18 protein-coding genes and 1 tRNA gene are annotated in these 25,248 nt (G+C 53.0%); 7 read left to right on the top strand and 12 right to left on the bottom strand.

What is annotated here, in order from left to right; genetic code table 11:
- Positions 1–34: 34 nt before the first annotated feature.
- The gene (locus H8E27_08960) at positions 35–1,399 is read right to left on the bottom strand and encodes a dihydroorotase (GenBank protein MBC8325740.1); all 1,365 of its coding nucleotides are present in this window, start codon (positions 1,397–1,399) and stop codon (positions 35–37) included.
- A gap of 102 nt (positions 1,400–1,501) precedes the next feature.
- Here H8E27_08960 and H8E27_08955 point away from each other — a divergent pair.
- From H8E27_08955 to glgA, 6 genes are all read left to right on the top strand, one after another.
- Positions 1,502–1,575: transfer RNA gene (locus H8E27_08955), tRNA-Gly, on the top strand.
- A gap of 224 nt (positions 1,576–1,799) precedes the next feature.
- A complete protein-coding gene (locus H8E27_08950) occupies positions 1,800–2,831 on the top strand; it encodes a Gfo/Idh/MocA family oxidoreductase (GenBank protein MBC8325739.1) in 1,032 nt (343 codons plus the stop codon).
- 2 nt (positions 2,832–2,833) lie between these two features.
- Positions 2,834–3,637, top strand: coding sequence for a PIG-L family deacetylase (locus tag H8E27_08945; protein ID MBC8325738.1), 804 nt, complete (start codon positions 2,834–2,836; stop codon positions 3,635–3,637).
- A 1-nt stretch (position 3,638) separates the two neighbouring features.
- The gene (locus H8E27_08940; GenBank protein ID MBC8325737.1) at positions 3,639–4,568 is read left to right on the top strand and encodes a glucosamine-6-phosphate isomerase; all 930 of its coding nucleotides are present in this window, start codon (positions 3,639–3,641) and stop codon (positions 4,566–4,568) included.
- A 41-nt stretch (positions 4,569–4,609) separates the two neighbouring features.
- Positions 4,610–5,905: a serine--tRNA ligase gene (serS, locus tag H8E27_08935; protein MBC8325736.1), complete on the top strand. Its 1,296-nt coding sequence runs from the start codon at positions 4,610–4,612 to the stop codon at positions 5,903–5,905.
- A 6-nt stretch (positions 5,906–5,911) separates the two neighbouring features.
- On the top strand, positions 5,912–7,321 hold the full coding sequence (glgA, locus tag H8E27_08930) for a glycogen synthase GlgA (GenBank protein MBC8325735.1): 1,410 nt from the start codon (positions 5,912–5,914) through the stop codon (positions 7,319–7,321).
- 87 nt (positions 7,322–7,408) lie between these two features.
- Here the strand turns inward: glgA and lepB are convergent, their stop codons facing one another.
- The 9 genes from lepB to H8E27_08885 all read right to left on the bottom strand — a co-directional run bounded on the left by lepB (position 7,409) and on the right by H8E27_08885 (position 21,397).
- Complete coding sequence (lepB, locus tag H8E27_08925) at positions 7,409–8,902, bottom strand: signal peptidase I (GenBank protein MBC8325734.1); 1,494 nt, start codon at positions 8,900–8,902, stop codon at positions 7,409–7,411.
- 75 nt (positions 8,903–8,977) lie between these two features.
- The gene (lepA, locus tag H8E27_08920; protein MBC8325733.1) at positions 8,978–10,768 is read right to left on the bottom strand and encodes an elongation factor 4; all 1,791 of its coding nucleotides are present in this window, start codon (positions 10,766–10,768) and stop codon (positions 8,978–8,980) included.
- A gap of 77 nt (positions 10,769–10,845) precedes the next feature.
- Positions 10,846–12,282, bottom strand: coding sequence for a phosphoglucomutase/phosphomannomutase family protein (locus H8E27_08915; GenBank protein MBC8325732.1), 1,437 nt, complete (start codon positions 12,280–12,282; stop codon positions 10,846–10,848).
- Positions 12,282–12,950, bottom strand: a complete 669-nt coding sequence (gene rpe, locus H8E27_08910; protein ID MBC8325731.1) for a ribulose-phosphate 3-epimerase — start codon at positions 12,948–12,950, stop codon at positions 12,282–12,284. The genes H8E27_08915 and rpe overlap by 1 nt, the downstream gene beginning before the upstream one ends.
- Positions 12,951–12,955: 5 nt before the next feature.
- A complete protein-coding gene (gene hflB, locus H8E27_08905; protein ID MBC8325730.1) occupies positions 12,956–14,851 on the bottom strand; it encodes an ATP-dependent zinc metalloprotease FtsH in 1,896 nt (631 codons plus the stop codon).
- Between the two features lie 174 nt (positions 14,852–15,025).
- The gene (gene tilS, locus H8E27_08900) at positions 15,026–16,348 is read right to left on the bottom strand and encodes a tRNA lysidine(34) synthetase TilS (GenBank protein ID MBC8325729.1); all 1,323 of its coding nucleotides are present in this window, start codon (positions 16,346–16,348) and stop codon (positions 15,026–15,028) included.
- Entirely contained in the window at positions 16,348–17,787 is a 1,440-nt protein-coding gene (locus H8E27_08895) for a DUF1501 domain-containing protein (GenBank protein ID MBC8325728.1), read from the bottom strand. The genes tilS and H8E27_08895 overlap by 1 nt, the downstream gene beginning before the upstream one ends.
- A complete protein-coding gene (locus H8E27_08890; GenBank protein ID MBC8325727.1) occupies positions 17,784–19,787 on the bottom strand; it encodes a DUF1549 domain-containing protein in 2,004 nt (667 codons plus the stop codon). The genes H8E27_08895 and H8E27_08890 overlap by 4 nt, the downstream gene beginning before the upstream one ends.
- A gap of 77 nt (positions 19,788–19,864) precedes the next feature.
- Positions 19,865–21,397, bottom strand: a complete 1,533-nt coding sequence (locus H8E27_08885) for a PQQ-dependent sugar dehydrogenase (protein ID MBC8325726.1) — start codon at positions 21,395–21,397, stop codon at positions 19,865–19,867.
- A gap of 24 nt (positions 21,398–21,421) precedes the next feature.
- On the opposite strand from H8E27_08885, the gene H8E27_08880 reads away from it, so the two are divergent.
- Positions 21,422–21,931: a hypothetical protein gene (locus H8E27_08880; GenBank protein ID MBC8325725.1), complete on the top strand. Its 510-nt coding sequence runs from the start codon at positions 21,422–21,424 to the stop codon at positions 21,929–21,931.
- Positions 21,932–22,166: 235 nt separating this feature from the next.
- Here the strand turns inward: H8E27_08880 and H8E27_08875 are convergent, their stop codons facing one another.
- The gene (locus tag H8E27_08875; GenBank protein ID MBC8325724.1) at positions 22,167–24,176 is read right to left on the bottom strand and encodes a prolyl oligopeptidase family serine peptidase; all 2,010 of its coding nucleotides are present in this window, start codon (positions 24,174–24,176) and stop codon (positions 22,167–22,169) included.
- On the bottom strand, positions 24,151–25,203 hold the full coding sequence (locus tag H8E27_08870; GenBank protein MBC8325723.1) for an aminopeptidase: 1,053 nt from the start codon (positions 25,201–25,203) through the stop codon (positions 24,151–24,153). Before H8E27_08870 ends, H8E27_08875 begins: the two co-directional genes overlap by 26 nt.
- Positions 25,204–25,248 lie beyond the last annotated feature (45 nt).

Below are 25,248 nucleotides of genomic sequence, written 5' to 3'. Positions count from 1 at the left end.
TTTTGGGTTTAGGGTTAATTTCGATGCGTTAAGTTTACGCCGCAACGCCACTTTCGCGCCACACAATTTTTCCGGCGACGACTGTCATCGTTGGGCGCCCCTTGAGCGTCCAGCCGTGGAAGGGGGTATTGGCAGATTTGCTGGGGCTCGTGGCCGCGTCGTACACCCACTCGGCATCGGGGTCGAACACCGTCACATCCGCATCCGCGCCTTCGTTTAGCGTGCCCTTTTCAAGCTTGAGCAATTTGGCGGGGTTGACTGTGTATTTGGAAATGGTCGCCGATAAATCGAGGTGGCCCGCGTGATAAAGCTGCATTAGTGACAGGGCAAGTTCCGTTTCCAAGCCCGTGATGCCGAAGGGGGCATAGTCAAACTCCACCTCTTTTTCATGCGCGCAATGCGGCGCGTGGTCGCTGGCGAGGATTTCCAGCGTGCCATCGGTAAGTCCGGCGATGATGGCCTTGCGGTCTTCGGCCGCGCGCAGCGGCGGGTTCATTTTGCAGTTAGTATCAAACGAAGGCCATTCAGTGCGCTGCGTTTCGGTTTGCAGATCGCGGCCATCCTCGGCCCAGAAATGTTCGCTGCCGCCGATGGCCGCATCGGTGAGCGTGAAATGATGCGCGCACGCCTCGCCAGAAATGCATATCCCACGCGCTTTCGCCTGTCGGATCAAGTCCACGGATTTTGCGCTGCTCACATGTTGGCAGTGAATGTGCGTGCCGGTTAATTCGGCCAATTCAATATTCCGCGCCACGATTAAATCTTCGCCCGTCGCGGGCCAGCCTTTTAACCCAAGATTAGTGCTCCAGTAGCCCTCGTGCATCACGCCGTCGGTCACAATGGAATAATCCTGGCAATGATCCATCACCGGGAGGTCAAACATTTTGGCGTATTCAAGCGCGCGTCGCATCAGGTCATTGTTTTGCACGCAATGGCCATCATCGGTAATCGCCACAACGCCCGCTTGTTTGAGTGAGCCGATGGGCGCGAGCTCTTCCCCGGCGATGTTCAGCGTGAGCGTGCCGGTGAGGTACACATTCACCACTGCTTCGCGTTCCGCTTGATCTTGAATGAGCGCCACCGTCGCGGGACTGTCAATCGCAGGCGACGTGTTGGGCATGCACACCACGGAAGTGAATCCGCCCATCGCAGCTGCCGCCGAACCGGTGGCGATATTTTCCTTGGCCGTTTGGCCCGGTTCGCGAAAATGAACGTGCAGATCAATCAATCCCGGACAAACCACTTGGCCGGTGCAATCAATCACCTCGGTGTCCGGCGGTGTCTCCAACCCATTACCCACCGCCTTGATTTTGCCGTCGGACAAAAACACGTCCGTCGCTTCATCGCGATCATTGGCCGGATCAATCACACGCCCGCCTTGTAAGAGAACAGAACTCATCGGCCCGCAGCATACCCGCTCGCGGGAATGATGCCAAGCGTGATACAGAAGAGGCGCTCTGTGAATTGACAAACCCGTTCAAATTGCTACCATTCTGCCCGCGCGGGTGTCGTATAATGGTATTACTCCAGCCTTCCAAGCTGATAACGCGAGTTCGATTCTCGCCACCCGCTCCAGTTTTCAATTGGCCGACTCTCGTAGCGGTTCTGCAGTCAACTCTGCTCTTTGGTCTCTTCAATTAGACTTGGCACGCCGCTTCGTTCGCGATGGCGGCGGACAGTTTGGTTGCATGAACCCGGGGCAAGTGGCTTTCAAAAAAATTTAATGTGGTATTCAGGCATTCTTGACATTCGAGGGTATTCATTGTGCCATCGGTCCTCGCATTCAACTCGCCATTATTGTGAAAAAATACAACGTCGGAATTATCGGTTACGGTTGGGCGGCTACCGCTCACATTGACGCCATCAACGCCTCGGGCATGGCCCAGGTCACTCGTGTGTATTCATCACGCCTTTTGGACGATGATGAACTCAGCTCGCGCCACGGCAGTCGCATTAAAAGCACCACTAACCTTCAGTCCATGCTCAACGACCCAAATGTGGACGTGGTGGATGTGACCAGTTACCCTTACCAACACGCTGATCAAGTGGTCGCTGCGGCCAAGGCAGGCAAGCATCTCATTATTGAAAAACCCCTCACCCTGACTCAGCCGAATTTGCGGCGGATGCTGGCGGCGGTGAAGAAGGCGCGTGTGAAAGTTTGTGTGTGTTTTGAGTGCCGATTTGCATCTCAATTTCTTACGATTAAATCCGTTGTCGATCAGGGACTCATCGGCAAAATTCACTACGGCGAAGTCGATTATTATCACGGCGTGGGTCCGTGGTACGGCCAGTATCGTTGGAACACTAAAAAGGATGCCGGCGGCAGCAGCTTGCTTTCGGCCGGTTGCCACGCGATGGACGCGCTTTTGTATTTTATGGGCTCCACGGATGTGGTGGAAGTAACCAGTCATTCCACGCAATCGAAAAATAAAATTTTCAAAAAATACGAATACGACACCACCAGCGTCACAATTCTGAAATTCAAGGATGGTCGTATCGGGAAAGTTGCCAGCGTCATTGACTGCTTGCAGCCATATTACTTCCACACCCATCTGGTTGGCAGCGAGGGCAGTGTTTTGGATAATAAGTTTTACTCCAGCAAAATGGGGGCGCTCAACAAAAACGAATGGAGCACGCTGGCCACGCAATTGGTGGATTCCGGGGATGTGAGCGATCATCCGTATCAAACACAATTTGAGGCGTTTTTCACCGCGTTGCGTGCGGGCAAGGAAATGCCACACACCAATCTCTCGGACGCAGCGCGTACGCACAAAATTATTTTCGCCGCCGATCAATCCGCGGCCACCGGCAAGCCCGTTCGCATTAAGTAACCATGCCCAAACCTTCGGCCATAGCCATTGGGGCACACCCGGATGACATTGAGTTCGCCATGGCCGGCACACTACTGCAGTTGCAGGCTGCGGGGTGGGAGATTCATTATTTCAATCTTTCCAGCGGCAATTTGGGCAGCGTTAAATTAAATGCTGCCCAGGCCATCCGAACCCGCGCGCGCGAAGCGAAAGCTGCAGCAAAAGTTTTAGGGGCCAATTATCATGCGAGCATTTGTCATGATTTGGAAATTGTGTATGACGTGCCCACGCTGCGCAAAGTAGCGGCGGTCATTCGGAAATCCAAAGCCTCGGTGGTGCTCACGCATTCGCCGGTTGATTATATGGAGGACCACACCAACACTTGTCGCCTGGCGGTGACTGCGGCGTTCGCGCATGGTATGCCGAATTTCAAGTGCACGCCTCCAGCTAAGCCTTATGCGCACAATGTTACCGTGTATCATGCGATGCCGCATGGCTTGCTTGACCCCTTGCGTCAACGCGTGATGGCCGGCGCTTATGTAAATACTGTGTCAGTCCGGGCACAACAAGTGAGGGCGCTTGCCGCACACGCGAGCCAACAAGATTGGCTGGATGTGAGTCAGGGGATGAATTCATACATCAAGACAGGTGAAGACTTCGCGCGAATGTTGGGCAACCTATCGGGCAAGTTTAAGTTTGCCGAAGGTTGGCGGCGACATTTACATTTTGGATTAAGCTCGGAACAATTGGACCCGCTTAAGGATGCTCTCGGGAAAAATTATTTAATCAATCAAAAATACGAGCGAGCACTCGGAAAAGAAAACTAGCATGCCACGCAAACTCAGCACCATTGCCCCCGATTGGTGGGATTACACCACGCTGGAAAACGACCTCATCCGCGATGCCGCCAAACTCACGCCGCGCCAAATTGAGAAGCTTGGGCGGCCGGGCTTTCGCGTGGTGATGTACGATACGCTGGAGGATTTTTATCTCGCCGAGGCACTCGAATACATCGATGCGTGGCGTGCTTCCACGCTGGACAATCCGGTGGGCATCTGCGGCCCCATCGGCCCCACTGAACAACTCCCGCTCGTGGCGCGCCTGGTGAATGCGTTAGGGTTGAGTATTCGTTCGGCCCATTTCTGGGGGATGGACGAGTGGTATGACGGCAGGCGCGAAGTCTCGGTGAAGCATCCGCTTTCGTTCGAAAAGGCCGACCGCGAGCTGTGTTTCAATCAAATCGACAAACGCCTGCGTATGGCTGATGAAAATTTACATTTCCCAAAAGCTGATCCCCAGCCCTTCATTGAGAGTTGGGGCAGCGTGCGTTGCGCCGTAATGCAAGGCGGACAGGGCGACATCAAACATTGGGCATTTAACGATCCACTGCCGCGTAAAGGGAAATGGAAGAACAATCCGCCGTCCGCCAAGGAATATCGCAAGCTCGGCACGCGCATTGTGGATTTGCATCCGGTGACGCTCGCGCAGAACGCCCGTACCAGCGGCGGCGGCAATATCAGCCTTGTTCCCCAACAAGCTATCACCGTGGGGCCACGCGAAACGTGGCAGGCGGAGAAGGTCAGCATTTGGCAAGCGGGTACCCACGACAGCCCCTTCGGCCAACGCCTGACCACGTTGATGATCTCCAAAGGCATAGCCGACAGCGCCGTGCCGATGAGTCTGTTGGCGGATCATCCCAACGTTCAATTCAATTTCTTTCGTGGCGGTCTCGGCACCTGCGAAGTGGAGATGCACTGACCAGCCTTGCTCTCCGGCTCGCCGTCATTATAATCCGCGCCGTGTTGGACATTAAATATATCCGTCAAGAGCCCGATGCTGCCAAGGAGCGACTGGCCGCGCGTGGCGAAGGCGCGAGCCGCATCGATGAACTGCTGACGTTGGACGAGCAACGGCGTGCGTTGGTCACCGAAGCGGAAACTTTACAGGCTACCCGTAATGCCATTTCCAAAGAAATCGGCGCGTTAATGGGCCAAGGCAAAAAGAAAGAAGCCGAGGCCAGGAAAACTGAAACCCGTGAATTGGGCGATCAGATTGATTCTCTCAATGCACAACGGGTTGACGCTGATGATGCGTTTAATCATTTGATTCTTACGCTTCCCAACCTTGCTCATGACAGCGTGCCCGTCGGAGATGAAAGCGCCAACGCTGAAGTGAAAATTGAAGGCAGAAAACCGACGTTTGATTTCGAGCCGAAGAGTCATTTGGATTTGTGCGATTCGCTGAAGCTCATTGATTTCGAGCGCGGCGCGAAACTGGCCGGCAGCGGTTTTCTGCTCTACACCGGTTGGGGCGCACGATTGGAACGGGCCATGATTCAATTTCTGCTCGACCTTCATATTCACGAGCACGGGTACACCGAGGTGAGTCCGCCCTTTATGGTCCAGGCGGAATGCATGGAAGGGGTGGGGCAATTCCCAAAATTTCTCGACCAAGCCTACGCTGTGCAAGAAGGACTCGACGGCGAAACGCTTGGCAAACGTTACCTCATTCCCACCGCCGAAGCGCCCGTGGCGAATTTGCATCGCGGCGAAATTTTAGATGAAGATGAGCTGCCTAAGAAATACTGCGCGTACAGTCCCTGCTTCCGCGCCGAGGCGGGTGCGGCCGGCGTGGCTACCCGGGGGATGATTCGCGTGCATCAATTCGACAAAGTGGAACTCATCAAAGTGGTGAAGCCTGAAACCGGATACGACGAACTTGAAGCCATGCTTGCTAACGCGGAAAAAGTTTTGCAACTGCTTGGGCTGCATTATCGCGTGCTGCTTTTGAGCAGTGGCGACATGGGTTTTGCTGCCGCCAAAACTTACGACATTGAAGTGTGGGCGCCGGGGCAGGGAAGCTATCTCGAAGTGAGCAGCGTTTCCAACACCGAAGATTTTCAGGCGCGCCGAATGAAAACCCGATTCAAGGCAGAGCAGGGCGGTAATCAATTGCCGCATATTTTGAACGGCAGCGGTGTGGCGCTCGCGCGATTGTTTGTGGCGCTGATCGAAACATATCAACAGCCGGATGGTTCCATCGCCATTCCAGAACCACTGCAATCTTACTTGCGCGCCGATTCCATTCCCGCCTAATTAACGATGCGCATTCTTCAGGCGGTTAGTGAATTTTTCCCGTACTCCAAAACCGGCGGCTTGGCCGATATGGTTGCAGGGCTTTCCGGTGCTTTATCGCAAAACCATGAAGTGACCGTAGCCACGCCTTTGTATCGAGGCATCCGGGAGCAATTCCCTGATATGGATGCCATCGGCGAGGAGTTTGATTTGCCCTTGGGTGATGCGAAATTTGTTGGCCGTTGGTGGCGTCATCAACCGTCACCCAACCTCACCGTGTTGCTGTTGGAAAACGATCAATTCTTTGATCGTTCTGGATTGTATATGGAACACGGGGAAGGGTATGGGGATAACCCGGAACGATTCATTTTTTTCAGCAAAGCCATCGCACGATTGGCTCCGGATTTTGACGTGGTTCATTTGCACGATTGGCAAACGGCCATCGTGCCGATGCTCTTAACGGAAGGGGCAGGGAAGAGCACGCCGCGCACGGTGTTTACCATCCACAATCTCGCGTATCAGGGTTCCTGTGACCCGAATCGATTCAGCTTTACCAATCTTGACGCAAAACTCTTTCACGAACGGGGTCCGGAGCATTTTGGGAGCCTTAACTTCATGAAGGCCGGTCTGCACTATGCCGATGCCATCACCACTGTGAGCCCTCAATATGCGCGGGAGATAGTCACTGAAGAATTTGGCGAAGGTCTCAGCGGGGAATTGCTAAAATATCAGGATCGCCTCACCGGCATTCTCAATGGCGTGGATTACGTCGAGTGGTGCACGCGCGGCAATCCGCATTTGGCCGCCGAATATGATTATGAAAACCTATCAGGCAAAGCATCGTGCAAAGAACAGTTGCTGAACATATTCGGGCTTCCCGATAAGGGAATGCCACTGGTGGCGGTGGTTTCACGCCTGGCGGAACAAAAAGGCATCGGGCAAATGGTCGAAGCGTTATCGGAATTATTGGCGGACAATCAATTTCAGTTTGTCTTGTTGGGTTCCGGGGATGAGGCTATGGCAGACATGCTACTTCAATTGAAAACTGCATTTCCTAATTGTGTTGGAGTGGAGATCGGGTACGATCAATCCCTTTCGCACAAAATTGAGGCTGGCGCGGATTTTTTCCTGATGCCATCCCGATTTGAGCCATGCGGCCTCAACCAACTTTATAGCCTCCGCTACGGCACGATTCCAATCGTCCATGCTGTAGGTGGACTAAAGGACAGCATCACTGATATCCAAGATCCCGGAGGGAACGGGATCCGCTATGAGCAATTTCAAGTACCCCAACTCACCGCCGCAATTCATCGTGCCCTTGATTTATTTCAACACCCCAAGAGGATGAACAAAGTGCGCCGTACCGGGATGACGCAAGATTTCTCCTGGCCGATTGCAGCCGGGAAATATGTCTCAATTTACAGCCAACAACCCTGAACGAACCTGCGCACCAAACCACCCGCCCCAAGCGAACTGCATATAACATATATTGTGCGAATAACCAGACTGTGTGGGGTTGCGGGGCTATCGGTGGCTCCAGCCGAATCTAGGTGAAAGTGGCGGCCAATACACGAAAGAGGATTTGCCGATGACGTCTTTCATTGGTAGCTGGCCCCAGTCGCGAGAGTCGGCGCTGTTGGTGGTGTTGTCCCCAAACATTAAATAATGATCTGGAAGCATCTTCATGGAAATCCCGGAATGTTGAAATTTCGGTGCGGTTGGCGGGGCTTGGGAGGCTGTCGGGTGACTGTTATTTATGTGACCAGAATTAGCTGAGTTAACAGCAAAATATCTTGGTATGGGGATGATTTGGCCCGTAGCGGATTGGAAATCGATTTCCGGTTCGGTGTTAAGGAAATTTTGAAATGATGAATGACCAGTGTCAATGCGACGACCGTTAATGCGGATATGGTCACGATGAATGGAGGCGTAGTCCACAGGGAAATCATACAGGAATTCAAACCCGGAATCATTGGCGTCAAGGCGTCTGCCATTGATACGGATATGGCGGTCGCGACCGATGGAAACGGTTTCATTACCAAGTGCAACTAATCTCTTAATGTAGAAAAGCGGCCTCCCATTTGGGTCACGGGGAACGGGTACATTTTTGGTGGTGAACACGCAAATGTCTCCCCGCTGCGGCCGCCGGAAGTTGAAGGTGACTCGGTTGACAAACAAATGATCGCCAGTTTTAACTCTCAGCTTGTAGGCGAATTCGCCTTTTAAAAACTCACTGCCAATCCGAGGTTGACCGTGATTTGCCGAGACTCCACCAATTATCGGTTGTTGATGAGAGTCAAATGGTGGAAACCAAACAGTTTTTTTAACTGTTTTGCCGGTGTCCAAATCTTTAAACACAAGGTTCTGTTTACGGATGAATGGGAAAACTGTTTTTGGCGGGTTGATTTGGGTGAGTTTCCAGTGGCCTTCTGCTTTCAGTGAGTGGTAGGTAAATCCTCTGAGCTTATCAGCGACTTTGTCAGGTGCACTCGGCAACTTAAAAGAAATCGTAAATTCCTGCTCATCAATCGCGTCGGTCGGTGAAAGGCTCACGCGTTGGTTGTCCGTGAACTGAGTAATCACGGCCTGTTTATCGTTGGCAAATGTGACGGTCCGGCCGAGATCTTGGGGTTCAAAAGTGGGCACGTTGGCGGTGAGCACCCCCTGCTCCACTTTCCCGGTGCTGGTGCGATCTTTTAGGTTTTCAATAGTGATGCCGTAGAGTGTGGGTTGCATCGAACCGGTGGGGATTTTGAAGGGTTGGAAAAAAAAGGTACGGAACGCCAGCACGAGCACCATGACGACGAGGCACATTTCAGACCAATCGCGCGCCGTGGAGTCAGGGAATGGTATGAGCACGCGGTCGGCGACGACCATCATCGCGTCCATTTCATCCTGAAGTGCGGCTTTGTCTATAGGGCCGGTGAGTTTGCTTTTGAGTGCGTCAATCGCGACTTGCAGTTCGTCCACGCGCGATGGCTTCAGGAGATCGTTTTGGGCGGCGAGCAGTTTAACCACTTGCTTGTGCAACTCCACGGCGTCGCGGAGTGTTTTAGAAATGAACCAGCGCCAGTTTTTCGTCATACTTTTGCCTTATGCTTTGAGTACTTTGATGAAAGCGTCCTGCGGGATATTGACTGATCCGATGGCTTTCATGCGTTTTTTGCCCTTTTTTTGCTTATCCAATAATTTGCGTTTGCGGCTGATATCGCCGCCGTAACATTTGGCGGTGACGTCTTTGCGCATCGCACCGATGGTTTCGCGCGCGATGACGTTTCCGCCAATTGCGCCCTGAATGGCAACCTTGTATTGTTGTCGCGGGATCACTTCTTTTAATTTGGCGGCCAGTGAGCGACCGCGGACCGTGGCTTTTTCGCGATGCACGATACTGGAAAAGGCGTCTACTCCTTCCCCGTTCACCATCATATCCAGCTTCACCATATCGGCTTGCTGGTATCCGGCTGTTTCATAATCCATGCTGCCGTAGCCACGGGTGATGCTCTTGATGCGGTCGTGAAAGTCAATGAGGATTTCGTTTAGCGGCAGCGTGCCTTCGAGCATCACACGGGTGACGTCTAGGGTTTCAGTGTGTTCCAGTTGTCCGCGTTTATCACTGATGAGATTCATCATGTCGCCGATATTTTCGTTTGGGCAAATGATGTAGAAGCGAACGATTGGTTCTTCGATCCAATTAATAACAGAGGGGTCGGGCATGTGCGCGGGGTTGTCCACGTCTTCTTTGCTGCCGTCGGTGAGCACCACTTGGTAAATCACGCTGGGATAGGTTGCAATGATGTCCATGTCGAACTCCCGCCGCAGTCGTTCCTGAATAATCTCCAAATGCAGCAGGCCGAGAAATCCGCAGCGAAAGCCAAAACCAAGCGCGACGGAGCTTTCCGGTTGATAGACAAATGCGGGATCGTTGAGCTGGAGTTTGGCGAGGCTGCCCTTGAGGCTTTCGAAATCCACAGAGTTGATCGGGTAAATGCCGCTGAACACCATCGGTTGTACTTCTTTGAAGCCGGGCAGCACAGGCGCGGAATCGGTGGTGTCTGTGATGGTGTCGCCCATTTTCACATCACGCGGGCTGCGGATGTTGGCGGTAATATATCCCGTCTCACCCGGGCCAAGACAGTCGCGCGTATATGGCTTGGGATTGAAGCTGCCGACCTCTTTGATTTCGATGTTTTTTTGCGAATGGTGCATGTGCACGCGAACGCCGGGCCGCAGCTCGCCATCGAAAACCCGTACGTGAATGATTACGCCTTTGTAAGGGTCGTATACCGAATCGTATCCGAGTGCCTGCAGTTTTCCGTTCGCAGTCGGCTTCGGCGGTGGCACGAGCTCCACGATGGCCTCCAAAATATCTTCGATGCCGATGCCTTCCTTGGCACTGCAAGGGATGGCGTGGTCGCCGGGGATGGTTAGCACATCTTCGATTTGCTTGATGGCGTTGGGGACGTCGGCGTGCGGTAAGTCGATTTTATTGATCACCGGAATGACCTCAAGCCCTTGCCGGTTGGCGAGATGAACGTTGGCGACCGTTTGCGCCTCAACGCCTTGTGCGGCATCGACGATGAGCAGCGCGCCCTCGCACGCGCTGAGGCTGCGGGAAACTTCATAGGAAAAATCCACGTGCCCCGGTGTGTCGATGAGGTTTAATTCATAGTCGTGGCCATCCTTGGCTGAATACATCATTGTCACCGGGTGCGCCTTGATCGTAATGCCTCGCTCGCGTTCGAGGTCCATGGAGTCGAGTAACTGCTCTTCCATTTCGCGATCGCTCACTGTATTTGTGCACGAAAGCAACCGATCCGACAACGTGGTTTTCCCGTGGTCGATATGGGCAATAATGCTGAAATTTCGTATGTATTTGGGGTCCATCCCTGATTTATAAAAAGCGTTTGCTTAAACGCGTCCGCGAGAAGATACCCACAAACGGCGGGGTTAAAAGATAAAAGCTATCGCAAAGCGGCCCGTGCAAGTTTTTGCCCCAGCATAAGCAGCTGATCGACCCCGGCCTCGGTGGGGGCTTCGGCGTAAATGCGGAGTACCGGTTCGGTGCCCGAACCCCGCAACATCAACCAGCAGCCATTGCGGGCGGTGTATTTTACGCCATCAAAAGTTTGCATTCGCTCCACTGGCGAACCGAGTAATTGCTTGGGTGGATGCACCGCGCATTGGCCCATGAGATCGTTGCGTTTATCGAGGGGGAAATGGGTGTCGAGCCGACCATAACGGTGAGGTGAAAAATCACTGTCCAATCGAGAGAGCAGTTTTCTAAGTGGCTGCTTTTCCGTCGCGAGCAATTCGAGCATCATAAGGCCTGCCAGCAAACCGTCTCGTTCAGGAATGTGATTCGGGAATCCCACACCACCGCTTTCCTCGAAGCCAAGCAACACATCGTCGCGCAGCATTTCTTCGCAAATGTATTTGAAGCCCACACCCGTTTCGGTGAGCTCCAGATCGTATCGACGGCAGATCACATCAACCATCGAGGTGGTCGTGAGCGCTTTCACCACCCTCCCCTGCCCCTGTCGGCGCACAATAAAATGCTCAAGCAACAGGCAAATAATTTGGTGCGTGGTGAGCGCATTGCCGCGGCCGTCCATGCCTCCGATGCGGTCTGCGTCACCATCAGTGACGAGGCAAAAATCGACCGGCTTACGTCGAAGCGCTTCCGCGGTGGCTGTGTAATTGCGTTCAATGGGTTCGGGGCAGATGCCGCCGAAATTAGGATCGTGCGCACTGTTGAAGGTGGTGACTTCGCAATTAGTGCCTTCGAGCAGCTCCTCAAAGCATCCGGCTCCAACGCCGAACAGAGCTTCGTGCCCGAATCGCAAGCCGCTCTTGGCAATGAGTTTAAAATTCACCAACTTTCGCAAGGCCCGATAATAGCGCGGGCGAATATCTTCCACGCGAATGAGTTTCCTCGAGTGCGCCATTTTAAACGGCATCGAACGCACGGGATGTTTTCCGATGAGCGCCTCCACGCCACGACACGTTTCCGGGTCCGCCGGGCCGCCATGCTCGAGCTTGAGTTTGTAACCGTTGAAGCGGGCCGGGTTGTGGCTGGCGGTGAGCATCACTCCGGCCCTCCCCTGCCCTGCTTTTACCATCCACGAAACCGCCGGTGTTGGAGTGGGTGTATTTGTGAGCATCACTTCATAACCATTCCCGGCCAACACCTCGGCCACGCTCATCGCGAATTCATCCGACAAAAAGCGCCGGTCATAACCCACAACTATTCGCTTGCGGGTGGTGCGGGTTTTGCGGCGCCGAAAGTATTCCGCAGTGGCCTGCGCCACGGCGCGCACGTTGGCGAAAGTGAATTCCTCGGCCATCACCGCGCGCCACCCGTCGGTGCCAAATCTAATGTTCGAATACGGTGCCGACATCAGTTGAATTTGCGGTTGTTCTCCGCGGCCTCACGCATTCGCTTTACGGCTTGTTTCATATTGCGCTTACTGAAGAGCGCAGTGCCGCTCACAAAGGTATCTGCTCCCGCGCGTGCGCATTCTGCGGCGGTGGCTTGGTTCACACCGCCGTCGACTTCAATGCGATAGCCCAGCCCGCGCGTGCGGCGCCATTCCCAGGCTTGTTCCACTTTAGGGAGACATTCGCTCATAAAGGATTGGCCTCCAAAGCCGGGATTCACAGTCATCACGAGCAGTAAATTGATTTTGTCAAGATAGGGTTCAGTGGCGGCGATGGGAGTGGGCGGATTCACGGCTAGGCCGACTTTGAGATTGAAATTGCGAATCTGCCAAATGAGGTTGTTCACCTTATCGTCGAGTTCGGCGTGAATAATAATCTGTTCGCCGCCCGCCTTAGCGAAGGGTTCGATGAGAATTTCCGGACGTGAACACATCAAGTGGATGTCAAAAAACATTTTGCTTTTTGGCCGCAATGCCTTCACCACATCGGGCCCAAAGGAAATATTCGGCACAAAATGCCCGTCCATCACATCGAGGTGTAGCCAGTCGCCGCCGGCTCGCTCGGCTCGTGCTGCCTCTTGTTGGAATTTTCCGAAATCCGCCGCTAGAAGCGAGGGGGCAATTTTCATAGGTTCTAGGCGGGCGCGGGTGCAGGCGCGCTGCCGAGGTCGCCGTCATCCTCGGAGGTTTTGTTTTTAGGCGGGTCGGATAGAGGCGTGGCAGCTTCCTGTCCTTCGGGCCCGTCTCCACCTTTTTTCTGATCATTAGGCGGGTTAAATTTTCCCGTGCGCACAATTTCTTCCACTTGCTTCCCGTCAAGCGTCTCATACTCCAACAGACATTCGGCAATAATTTCTAGTTTGTCGCGGTTGTCTTTAATAATTGTTTCGGCGCGTTCGTAGGATTCTCGCGTGATGCGCATCATCTCGGTATCAATTAATTGTGCGGTATCTTCGCTGTAGTCTTTGCCTTTAGCCATGTCGCGCCCGAGGAAGACGTATTCGTTATCGCCCCCGTACATCACCATCCCCAGTTTGTCGCTCATGCCGAATTGGCAAACCATCGCGCGGGCCATTTTCGTGGCTTGCTGAATGTCACCCGCTGCACCGGAGGAGACGTCGCCTGAATACATCTCCTCAGCAATGCGCCCTCCCATTGTCATGCAAATGGTGTCGAGCATTTCCAGGCGATGATAATTGAGCACATCATCTTTGGGTAAACTCATTGTGGAACCGAGCGATTGTCCGCGGGGAATAATGGTGACTTTGTGCAGCGGATGACAGTGCTCCAGAATCACATTGATGATTGCGTGACCGGCCTCGTGCCAGGCGGTGCGTTTTTTATCTTCTTCGGTCATCGCCATGCTCCGTCGCTCACGGCCCCAACGGACTTTGTCACGCGACTCCTCAAGCTCAACCATACCGATGCGTTTTTTATTTCGGCGCGCGGCGAGCAGTGCCGCCTCGTTGAGCAAATTAGCCAACTCAGCTCCGGAATAACCAGGTGTGCCACGCGCGATGATGGAGAGATCCACTTTCTTTGCGAGCTTCACTTTTTTGGCGTGCACTTTAAGAATTGATTCGCGGCCGCGCACATCAGGAAGGCTCACGGTGATTTGTCGATCGAAACGCCCGGGCCGCAACAGTGCAGGATCCAATACATCCGGTCGGTTTGTGGCGGCAATAATAATGATCCCCTCCTGCGAATCAAAACCATCCATCTCAACCAACAATGCATTTAGCGTTTGCTCGCGCTCATCGTTACCTCCACCGAGACCGTGACCACGGTGGCGACCGACAGCGTCTATTTCGTCAATAAAAACCAGGCAAGGCGTGCTTTTGCGTGCCTGTTCAAACATGTCACGCACGCGACTCGCTCCCACACCCACAAACATTTCCACGAAGTCTGAGCCGCTGATGTTGAAAAACCCTGAATCTGCCTCACCAGCGATGGCCCTAGCCAGCAGCGTTTTTCCGGTGCCCGGTGCGCCAATCATCAGGATGCCTTTGGGAATGCGTCCGCCGAGTTTTTGGAATTTTTTCGGGTCCTTTAAAAATTCAACCAATTCGCTGACTTCATCTTTGGCTTCCTCCACGCCGGCGACATCTTTGAATGTAATTTTATTTTTGTCCTTATCCATCATCCGCGCTTTGCTTTTGCCAAAGTTCATTGCGCCTTTGCCCGCCATTTTGATTTGGCGAATGAAGAAAAAGTAGATGATGAAAACGATGATCAAAAACGGTAGGATTGTAACCAAAAAACTCATTAGCAGCGTGCTCTCGCGTTCTTGAGTGATGTTGGGTGCGGTGAGTAATTGAACCTCGTGGTCTTTTGGAATATACGACTCAAAACTAAAATGCTCGCCATGTTTGTGGCCATCACGTCCGGGTTCGGGGATGGGGTCCCCGTTTGAATCTGTTTTGGCAATGATCCCGCTGAACTCGCGTAAATCAGTAGTCTGCGAGTATTTGATTTTCGCCTCAACAATATGCCCCTTATCAAGCAGCTCCTTAAACTCACGATAATCCATTTGTTGCTCTGCGCCTTTTTTGGGATCCGTGTTAAGCGTAAGCAGCACAAAAATTGCGCCGAAGATGACGAGGTAAATAATCCACGGCTTCATCGAGCGTTCGGTCGTATCGGGGTCTTTTTCTTTCATTCGCGAAAGGGCATCCTATCACAGAAATTAGGTTTGGGCAAACCCTTAGACAGGCATCCACCGCCATTCCAAAAAACGCCGTGTATTCGGCCGAATTTTGGCCCAATCCCCGATGCGCAGGCCTTGGACCCAGAAGATTTCGCCTTTTGCCGAGCAAGCAATGATGCGGCGGTGTTTTTCCGGTGAGGGGACTTTGGCGTTCGTAAATAAATCTTGGAGCTTGGTCGATCGCTCCAAGCCGATCGGATGAAAGCGATCGCCTGCCTGCCAATGTCTCAACACCACACTCGGCCCTACTCGGTCTGCATCGAAGCACTCAACGCCGAATCCAGGGACAGCCAATTTATCAGTGCCCGAGCGACAGCGGAGTGTCGCCCCACCAAATTCAGATTCATTCCAGCCTGAATGAAATGTCCATTCTGATGATTCGAGAAAGTGTTTGTCTGTTTCAGATTTTTTTGAATGCAAACGGCCTGCGATGTCCCGCGTTAACCGTTCTGCAGAATTGATGGATTGTGATTGGCCGGGGCTGAGGCGCAGGTGTTCAATCAACTGATGCCCCGGCTCCACACCAAACGCAATGAGCTGATGCCAAATCACTTGGCGTTGCAGCGCAGGATGAAGTGCATCAAAGGGTTGAGGTGCCTTCGCGGCTAACCATTCCGCCGCTATAATTTTGATGCAATCTGCGTCCTCACTCACCAAATTCTGGGATTGGAGGACGGCCGAATCCGTTTGCAAATGAAATTCATCACGCAACAATGGCAGTAGTTTATTGCGAATGCGATTGCGTAAATGTGCGGAATCCATATTGCTGTCGTCTTCGCAAAACAAAACACCTTCCGTGTTGGCGTGCGCCAGAATTTCAGTTTTCCGATGCTTGAGTAGCGGTCGAACAATCTGCAGGCTCGGTTGTTTTGGGAACGGCGCGACTGCCTTCATCCCTCCCAAGCCGCGCCCTCCGGCCCCGCGCAGCAGTCTCCAGAAAAATGTTTCCACCTGATCATCCGCGTGATGCCCCATGGCCACCCAGCGGCATTGATATTGTCGCGCCGTTTTGGAAAGAAAATTGAGTCGCGCATCGCGAGCGGCTTTTTCAAGGCCGTGGCGCCGAATGCTTTCTTTATTCGGTTCCCAATTGCCGATCACAATTGGAACGTTAAAATCATCAGCGGTTTGTTCTACTAGTTGCTGGTCAGCATCCGAGGCGCCGTCGCGTAACTGATGATTAAAGTGCGCCACCACAATTCGATGGTTTCGCAATGCATGGAGCAGTACCATCGAATCCGCCCCGCCTGAAACGGCGACCAACACGGGTTCACTTGTCGGCAATGAGCACCCTGCAACACTTTGGGCGATTGCGCTCATCACGCCAGCATTTGTTTAATGACCTTGCCTTCGACGTCAGTGAGGCGAAAGTCGCGGCCTTGGAAACGAAATGTGAGGCGTTCGTGGTCAATGCCGAGTTGGTGAAGGATGGTGGCGTGGAGGTCATGGACATGGCATTCGTCGGAAGCTGCGCCAAAGCCAAACTCGTCAGTCTCGCCCACTAGATTGCCGGGCTTGATGCCGCCCCCGGCGAACCACATGCTAAAGGCGTCGATGTGGTGGTTGCGACCGGGTGTTTCGCGTTTTTCACTCATCGGCGTGCGCCCGAACTCTCCGCCCCAGATGACTAATGTGTCGTCAAGTAGTCCGCGCGCCTTGAGGTCGCGGATGAGCGCGGCGCACGGTTGATCGACATCTTTGGTGACCTTATCGAAATCCTTCGTGAGTGTTTGGGATGGGCCGCCGTGTGAATCCCAGTTGGTGTGGTAAAGCTGCACGAAGCGAACCCCGCGCTCGACGAGTCGGCGTGCGAGCAGGCAATTGTTGGCAAAACTAGCCTTGCCGGGTTGCGCGCCGTAAAGGTCGAGCGTGGCTTTGCTTTCGCTCTTAATATCAATGAGCTCCGGCGCGCTGCTTTGCATACGGTACGCCATCTCGTAGCTGGCGATGCGCGTTTGAATTTCCGAATCACCCGTCTCGATCGCGCGTTTGAGATTCAACGCGCGCACTGCATCAATTGATTCTCGCTGGCGGGTGTCACTGATGCCTTTGGGGCTAGCCAGATTAAGGATGGGGTCGCCATTTCCGCGCAATGGTACGCCCTGAAATGTTGTGGGCAGGAAGCCGCTGGCCCAATTGACTCCCCCACCCCGCGGTCCGCGCGGGCCTGATTGCAGCACCATGAATCCTGGCAAATCGCGCGATTCGGTACCGATGCCGTACGTCACCCACGAACCCATACTTGGGCGGCCGAAGAGTCCGGTGCCGGTGTTCATGAATAGTTTGGCTGGCGCGTGGTTGAATAGTTCAGTTTTGCAGGTGCGCACCAGCGTCAACTCATCTGCTACTGTGCCGATGTGCGGGAAGCATTCACTCACCCACATTCCGCATTGACCGTGTTGTTTGAAATCACGAATGGTGCCCTGCAATTTGTTTGCGTCTTTGAACGAACTGTTCATAAACGCAAACCGTTTGCCTTTGGTAAACGACTCGGGGATGGGCTGTCCGTGTCGTTTTTTGAGTTCCGGTTTCCAGTCAAACAAATCCAAATGTGACGGCCCGCCGGCCATGAAGAGAAAGATTACGTTCTTCGCCTTGGGCAGAAAATGCGGCTGTTTTGGCGCAAACGGGTTCGTTTGTTTTGCTGATGCCTGCTCGCCCATTAAGGACGCCAATGCAATGGAGCCGAGCCCCATTCCGCATCGGCTGAAGAAATGTCGGCGGGTGGCGGCTTGCAGGTTATGGGTATTGGGCGTCATTCTCGTGTGATCGTTTCGTCAATATTCATCAGCACCCGCGCAACAATTGTCCATGCGGCCAATTCAATCACGGGGAGCCCGCCGGTTTCGCGTCCCTTTAGCAAAGTCTCCGCTTGGGTCGGGTCTTTGGTGAATGCAGTCATTTCTTGTTTCAATAAACTGGATAGGATTTTGGTTTCATCTGCATCGGGGTTTCGGGCGAGGCACAGATGAAAGGCGAATCGTAGTTTTTCGAGATCGCTCCCCTTCCCTTCGTGATTAAGGATCCGTCGCGCAAAACCGATATTGATTTCAAAGTACGCCGGATCATTCAGCAACGTAAGCGCCTGCAACGGGGTGTTGGAACGGAGACGCCGCGTACAAGCGGCGAAGGCGTCGGGCGTGTCAAAAATTTTTAACGCTGGATGCGGTGTCGCGCGCCAGCGAAACGTGTAGATTGCGCGTCGAAAACGTTCTTCGCCAACACTGGCTTTCCAGCTTCGTGAGTGTTGCCCCAAGTTCATGCATCCGTCCGGTTGCGGTGGAAACACGCCGGGGCCGCCCCGCTTGCGACTGAGCAATCCGCTGATGGCAAGCGCGTTGTCGCGAATAATCTCGCCTTCCAACCGCATCCGCACCTGTCGGCCAAGCAGTCGATTGTATGGATCGAGTTGCCGCAAATCCGCGCGTTGTGTTGAAGATTGGCGGTACGTGGCCGATGTGACCATCAGTCGATGCATCGCTTTGCGACTCCATTTCAATCGCACAAATTCCGTGGCAAGCCAATCGAGCAATGCATAGTTCGAGGGCCGTGTGCCTTGCGTTCCGAAGTCATTTTCTGTTTGCACCAAGCCCACGCCAAAGTGGTGCTGCCACATCCGATTCACGGTTACGCGCGCGAGCAGTGGGTTTTCGCGGCTGGCCACCCAACGTGCAAATTGCAGCCGGTCGGCTTTTTCCTGATCAGGGAACGGATGCAGCACGGCCGGGACGCCTGGTTTCACTTCTTCGGATGGCCGCGTAAAATCTCCTTTCACCAGTCGGAATGTTTTGCGCGGCGAATTGCGTTGGCGCATTACTAATGCAGTTGTTGATTTGGGCCGTTTCTTTGTCAATGCGGCCAATTCTTTCACCAGCTTTTTCTGTGCATCGCTGTTTTTTTCAGCGCCATTTATTTTTGCCTGCAGGGTTTTTAGTTTGAGGTCGTGCGCTGCGCGTGCGGCGGCCTCGGCGGCGGTGGGGGTTTCTATGCGCGGTTCATCGGCTTGGTTGAAAAAGGCGAACATCCGATAAAATTCAACTTGTTTCAACGGGTCGAATTTATGATCGTGGCATTGTGCGCAGCCGAAGGTGAGGCCGAACATTACCTCGCCCGTGGTCGCGATACGGTCGATGATGGAGTCGATGCGAAATTGCTCCTTGTCCACGCCGCCCTCGGTGTTGATTTGTGTGTTACGATGGAAACCAGTTGCAATGCGTTGAGCTTGCGTGGCGCCGGGCAGCATATCGCCGGCAAGTTGCTCGATGACAAATTGGTCAAAAGGTTGGTCGGCGTTGAATGCTTCAATTACCCAATCGCGATAACGCCACATCACGCGCGGTGCGTCGTGGCTGTAGCCATCACTGTCCGCATACCGCGCGGCATCGAGCCAGAAGCGCCCCCATCGTTCTCCGTAATGTGGCGACGCGAGTAACCGATCGACAACGCGTCCGTAGGCATCCGGGCGTTTGTCTGCGAGGAACGATTCAATCTCGTCCGGCGTAGGAGGCAGTCCGATTAGATCCAAATGGATCCGTCGCAGCAGTGTGGCTTTGGTTGCCTGAACTGAAGGCCGAAGTTTTGCTTTTTCGAGTTCAGCAAGAATGAAATGGTCGATCGCATTACGTGGCCAGTTTGCTTGCTCCACTTTTGGCAGCGCGTGACGTTGTGGTTTGAGAAATGCCCAATGCTCCCCTTCCCCACCTTCTAGGGCAATCGTGCCGAGCGCCAAACTGCAGAAAATTAACCGCCAAAAAATCATCGCGATGAGCCTAAAGGAATTAGACACAGGAAACAAGGTGAGGATTCATACGTTGGCCGACTGGAGTCGGCGATACGTCAGTTTTTGGGGATTCGGTTTAGCGTGTAATAAAACGTATCATGCCACAGTTTTTCGCCGGTGGTGCTGCTGGCATCTAAGCCGCGCACCGCGGTGACGTAACCCGCTTTCCAACCTTTGAGGCGGAGCCGCACCTTCAAGCCATCTTTAGATACTGTTGCGCTGGTGACATCGATAACCGTGAAGCTGTCTTTTTTACCGTCGTGATCGAATTCCGGTGAGCCATATTTTTTGTGGTATTCGTACTTGTATTGCCACACATCGTACCCTGCCGCATTGCCAGCGGCTTTGGGGTCAACCGATTTTGTGAAACTTAACTCAAACCCATCCGGCATGGTGCGGACTGTTTTAATTTCAAACGGAATCTTGCCGTTAAACTTTACCCGCTCAAGTCCCTGCGAAAAAGGAGCATTCGCCGCCCACGCCACGGTCTTGCAGCCACCCACATAAAGATGGCCATCGGATCCCATCACAAGCCGATTCACGCCAGATTGAAACCCCTTCAAAAACGGCCACACCGCGCCCTGCCATTCGCCGTTAACTTTTTCAAGCTGCACGCGCGTGACAATTGCGTTTTGAAAATCACCCACTAACATTTGCCCTTTGAAGGGGCCAAATCGATCATCGGTGATTTCACAGAATCCGCTGGTGGAGCGGGCTAATTTATAGGGGAACCAAATTGCTGGCCACGTTTGAGTTTTTCGTCCCGCATACATTTCTTTCCGGGCTGGAATCGAAGCGGGATGCCCGAAAAAGCCGCCGTCCTGTAAATGGTTCAACCGGCACGCCCCGATCCACGCGCCTTGATTATCGGTCACAAAAATATCTTTATCCGCTCCGAAAGTGCCGATGCCATTTGGTTCCCGAAATCCACTGGCAAATGGAATCGCCTTGGCGGAGCCTGGTGCCATTCGCAACGCCCAGCCCATATGCCGCGCGCTCCAGCGCCCCGCGTGACCGGCGTTGGCGACGACGAAGTTGTCTTTTCGGTCGAGTATCGGTCCATATGAAAATGCGTTGTAGCTGCCGGTATAATCCCAATCACGGTTGAGGCATTCAAAAAAATTGGCGATGCCGTCATTGTTAGTATCGCTTAAGCGCGTCAGCTCAGCCTTGTTGCTAAGGTGGATGCTCCCGTCTTTCACCAGCACCCCCATCGGCTCATTCATGCCACGGGCAAATCGGCGGAACTTCATTTTTTCAATCGGCCCCGTGGCGCCTTCCACCACCCAAACTTCACCGGCGTATGTACAAATAGCCAGCTGATCTTCCGACAACCAATCCATGCCCGTCACCATTAAATTCATTTTTTCCGGTAACGTAAACGCCTCTGTTTTATAATAGGGGCTCAGGGCAAAACTTCTCCGCGCGCGGGGGTTCGCTTTGAGGATGAGTGGTTTTTGTGCTGGGACGAGTTGTTTGATTGCCGGGTTTTTCAATTCATGAACAAGATTGAATCGTTTCTCCTGCTCTATCGTGGATGAAAAATAAAATGTGAAGGGATTCTTGCTCTTGGGGAACTTAAGTTGCATTTCAACGATGCTGCCTTCTACAAGATGAAAAAGGTTGCCCTTCAAGGTTCCTTCCTCTGTGAAAGTTTCCACAGTAATATTTCCCTGATGCTGGGAAAAGCTCAGCACGCCGATCGTACCAACCGGTTGCAGAAAATTGGTCGCAATCGTTTTGTTGTTGAGCCGCTCAAGGCGGGCGCGATTTTCATCCCAGCTCTGTGGCACCTTCCCTTTTTCAACGTGGGCCAGATACATCAAAGCATGCGGGCAAGGCCCAACTTCAATCTGACGCACTACGCTGTCTTTAATGGCAAAGACAGATTCCCGGATTTCCACCGGCGGGGTTTTGGGAATCAGCAATTCATAAACAAACGTCACCTTTCCTGCGTCTGTGTTGATGCCAATAAATTTAGTTTTACAGGATTTGTATTGTCCCGTGAGTTCCCCATTCTCCGAAAATCGCCAGGGAGCAATCGGCGGGTTACCCCAAAGACTCTGCCCATTCGGCTGGCAGATAAACGGGCGTTTTCCGCCGTGATAAGCGGGCCCAAATAACTTCAATCCTCCACCCTGCCAAACGCTGTGGATGCGGCACAGCTGAGTATCAAATGCCAAATGCAGTGTTTTGGATAAAGGCACGACTACACTCCGACTGCTCTGTGGCATTGGCGCCATCCGGAAAAGTTGATCAGGCGGATCGAAGACAGGCGGGAGCTGCTTTGGCGCGCCCCAGACAAAAGGCGAAACGAGGAATAAAAAAATCCAATTTTTCATTTCTATATTTCTGTGGTTAATCTTTTCCTTCTGAACGGGTCAGCTCCCAGCGTTCGCCAAAAAACCCTGCATGCGCGATACCTTTTGGGATGCGTTTGGCAATCGGCACGCGCATGTCCAACACGGCGTAATCGGGGAGCTTCGCATTTTGCATGGAATTGCTCAAGTGCCCGTATTCTGAAAACGTAAAACCGCTGTTGATCACTATGTAATGCCGGAGGTTAAACGGGTTTGGGTAAATCAAGACCGGCACAAATTTATCGGCGGGCCATGATTTATCTTTGAGTTGGATTCCTTTTTGAGTCCAAACGATTGGCAAGTGGCCGGCAATTTTGGCGATCATCGAATTGCTTTTTGGGTCGCCCCATAGAATCAGGTTTTGCGAAAAATCTTTTTGCGTGAGATGGGTGTCAGAAATCACGCGCGCGTTGCCCCGGAATTGTCGATGCCACTGCGTAATGGCTTCGTTCATTTCACGATCCACCCATTTGCCAAGCACGGCATTCATCGGTTTGCCGCTCGGCTTCACGATCAAAAATCGATCCAGAAACGCATCATCAATTGGTCCCTGTAAGCCGGGCAATTTCACAAGTGAATTCTGCTGCAGACTGAGCACGACCTCCCAACGGTTTTCAAACTTGCGCAACAGAATCGGCGCATTGCGTTTCGGTTTTGTTTTCAGTGTTTGGCCATCAATTTTTATCACATAATTAGTTGTGCCCTGGTTCGGAACTTCCAATTGTCCAAGCTTCAACGCGGTTACATTTTGTGTTTTAACGCGATACTGCCAATCATCCACATACTCCGCCTCCACGCGCGCTTCTTTCCAGTGTTGCTCCAACCCCCAAACTGAAAGCCATTTCATCCGGTTTTGCCGGAGCGTGAATGTGGTTAGGCGGACTTTGCGTGCATGCGAAATTGCGCCCTTGTTCGCGGCAGCATCCACTCGGCGAGCAACTTCCAGCTTGGTTTTTGGTTCATATTTGTGGCCCACCTTGGGGCCGATGAGGTGGGTCAATTCCATTCCTTCGCGCTTGAACGCCGAAGCCATCAAGTCGGCGGCTTGTTTTTGTTTATCAATTTCCCCGCTGTAAGCCACAGTCGTCGTGTTTGCAAAATTTGCCGCGATAGGGGGCACATCGTACAGATTCCACAATTTCTGTTCCCACCAAGTCGGCGCTGGTTTCTTTGCGAAAATATTTTGATACACTGCCGTTTCGACGAACCCCGCACCCGGTGCAATGGCGGCCCAATGACCGGCGTGGTGCGCGCCGATGTGCCACGCGCCGGCGCCGCCCATTGAAAAACCGCGCACGCTAATGCGTTGACGGTCGATCCCATAGTGAAGTTGCACATGCCGCAACGCCTCCATCACATCCACTTCCCCGGCAAATTTATAGGCATTGCAAAATCGACCGTACGGATGCAGCACAATCGTGTCTTTCGGCGCAAACGTACTTTTGCGGTAAAGCCGGTCCGTGAGAAAACGCACTTCACTCAGCGTATTATTGCGGCCATGAAGCCAAATATCTAAACGCCATTTTTGGTGTGCTTTCGGATGATAATTGGCGGGCACTTCCAAGCCGTACGGAATCACCGAATCATCCAATCGCGAGCGATATCCGCGCGGCACGAGCCCTATGGTAGTGGTCCAAGGATGCTTGCCTAATTTCAACTGCGCAAGGCGTTCATTGCCGAGAGCGAGTAATTTGCGCGCTGAATCCACATCCTTTGTCTGATAAAACATCTGGTCATCCAATGCATATCGGACGGCATTATAGAAAATGATGACATCCGGCAGCAGTTGGTGTTGCCCGCCCTTATAATCGTCAATGCCCGATTTAAGCGCATTGGCGGCGGCGCTGAGTTCAGCTCGGTCTTTTTGGGAAATAGGAACACCCGCCGGCGGCGCACTGGCGGCAAGAGCCCCCAAAGGGATCCCGAGCAGTAAGGCAAGAAATCGTTGCATGCGTAAAGTGTACCGTCCGCTAATCGCAAACTCAAGGAGTGGGAATGCACAGAGCATCAAGCGCACGCTGGCGCTCAACGCGCGGGAGTTTCCCTAACCGCTCCACGGCTTCGAAATAGTCAGGGAATTTTTGGTCGCAGTTTTGGAATAATTGACGGAATGCGGGCACAAATTTGTGGTATACCGCGATTGAGCCCAATGTGGCGTTATTCATCGGAGCCGTTCGGCGGGTTTTGACGCCGGAAAAGTCGATCTCACTCTTTAAAAGTTGTAGTTCGGCCCGCAGGGACTGATAAATCTCCGCCTTGAACTTCCGCCGGGTGGCAATATTTCTGTTCGGTTTCGAAAACAGGACGTCTAATTCGCTGCGTGTGTTGCGTAGTTTATGAGTGGTGCGATCCAGGCGCCTGATCGAAGCAGTATATAAATTGACCGCCTCTTCATTTCCGCGAGCGGCTAACCATTTCAGGGTTGCCGCTTGAGCTGTGGCGGTGGCGAAGCTTTCGTTGAATGTGGTGTCACCGGAAATGTAAAGTCGTTGGTGAGTGAGTTCGTGGAAAATGAGTTCCGCCAAATCCGCATCATTAAAATTCACAAACGTGCTTAGCACGGGATCCGCAAACCAGCCCAAAGTAGAATACGCGGGCGCGCCGGACACTGCGACATCATAGCCTTGCTTCCGCAATTTGCCTGCCAAGCCCTCTGCTTGCTGTTTGTTAAAAAACCCTCTTCCTTCGAATCGCCCCACAAATGGATACCACCACGATTTGAGTTCCAGAGAAAATTCCGGTGCGGCATTCACCACCCACAACGCCATTGAGCGGTCGAGCGCAACGTAGTGCGTGTAACTGCTGCCCGCCGATAAATTTAATTCTTCATCAGCGAACTGGCGTAGAGCAGTCACCAGCCGCAAGCGGGATTTAAGGGACTCCGATTGGTCAGGATCCGCTATCACCGCCTCAATGCGTTGGCGTTTGAAAACCATTTCTCCCTGCCCGCGCACAGCTTGGACGTAATACGAAATAGTGCTGCACCCCGTCAGAAACGGAAGCCCGATCATCAGCATTAAGCGCAACCAATCCACACGCGTTGGTATCACACGATGTCATTGAGGGCAACCGGATTGGCT

It is taken from the genome of Limisphaerales bacterium, assembly GCA_014382585.1.
In the GTDB taxonomy this organism is placed as follows: domain Bacteria; phylum Verrucomicrobiota; class Verrucomicrobiia; order Limisphaerales; family UBA1100; genus JACNJL01.
This window is presented reverse-complemented; position numbering and strand designations above follow the sequence as displayed.